The 1,095-nt window shown below is 47.8% G+C and carries 1 protein-coding gene and 1 pseudogene; both read right to left on the reverse strand.

The features are described 5' to 3' along the window. Positions 1-871 (reverse strand): ABC transporter substrate-binding protein (locus KIV40_RS33800; protein ID WP_285353803.1); only part of this gene is annotated, 871 nt, incomplete at its 3' end. A 16-nt stretch (positions 872-887) separates the two neighbouring features. Continuing rightward, a pseudogene (locus KIV40_RS33805) lies at positions 888-1,095 on the reverse strand (ABC transporter ATP-binding protein); the annotation flags it as partial.

A 1,095-nucleotide genomic window follows, 5' to 3' on the forward strand; every position in this document is an offset into this window, starting at 1 on the left:
TGATGTGATCGCTAAAGCGCTGGGCGGCAATCAGCCCACCAAATGTCCAGATTGCAGGTAATTCGTAAACTGAGTCAGTACGAGTGAAAGCCATTGCCTGCCAAAGTGGAGAGCGAGTCAGTTGATTGCGTTCGTCATCGGTCAGAGGACCAAAGATCATCACATTGGCTGTTTGATGTTCTGCGATTTTTTCGATTCCTGCGGTGCTAAAGCCCCAAAGGTTTGTTTTTTCATTCCAGTCGTTTTTCAGGCCCATCGCATGGATAGTGTCTTGAGCCAGTGACCCCTCACTGTGAATACGCAGTGTTTTGTCATTGATGAATCGAGTGAACAGAAGCGGTTTTTCATCGTTATTGGCCGCGTGGACTCGCTCGCCGTTAGCAAGCAGTCTCTGCTCAGTCTGTGTGATGATCTCTTGGGCTTGTGCTTCACGATCAAACAACTGGCCAAGCGAGCGTGTCACCGATTTCGCCGACTCAAGCGGTTGTTTCTCTTCGCTGTAAATACTGTAAACCAGTACGGGTGCAATTTTGTTGAGTTGCTCATACGCGGCTGCCATGTGTTTACTCATTAAAATAACATCAGGTTGTAACTTGGTGAGCAGTTCTAAATTGGGTTCTCGTCGAGAGCCTACATCTACCGCGTGCTCGTTCAGCTGCGGCTCTACCACCCATTGTTGATAGCCTGGTGCATCAGCAATACCTTCAAGCTCAACGCCCAGACTCATTACCGTTTCCGATAATGCCCAGTCTAGAGCGATGATTTTTGTTGGTGTGGTTTCAAAGTTGGCGGTCCCCATTTCATGTGTCAGCTCCAATGCATGTGAATTGAATGTTAGGGCAGACACGAGGAGGGTAATGATTTTTTTCACAACAGAGTCATTTCGTTTAGGGGATGTAACTGATGGGTTGACCAGTGACTGGATGATTGAAGAGCGCAAGCTCCATTCCATAGATTTTGGTAAGTGTCTCTGGTGTCATCATCTCTTGAGGGGTGCCTGATGCAATGACTTGTCCCGAGTGCAGCGCGATCAAATGATCACTAAACTTGGCCGCCATGTTGACGTCGTGCAAAACCATAATAACGGTCAATCCA

The sequence above is a fragment of the Vibrio sp. D173a genome (assembly GCF_030248475.1).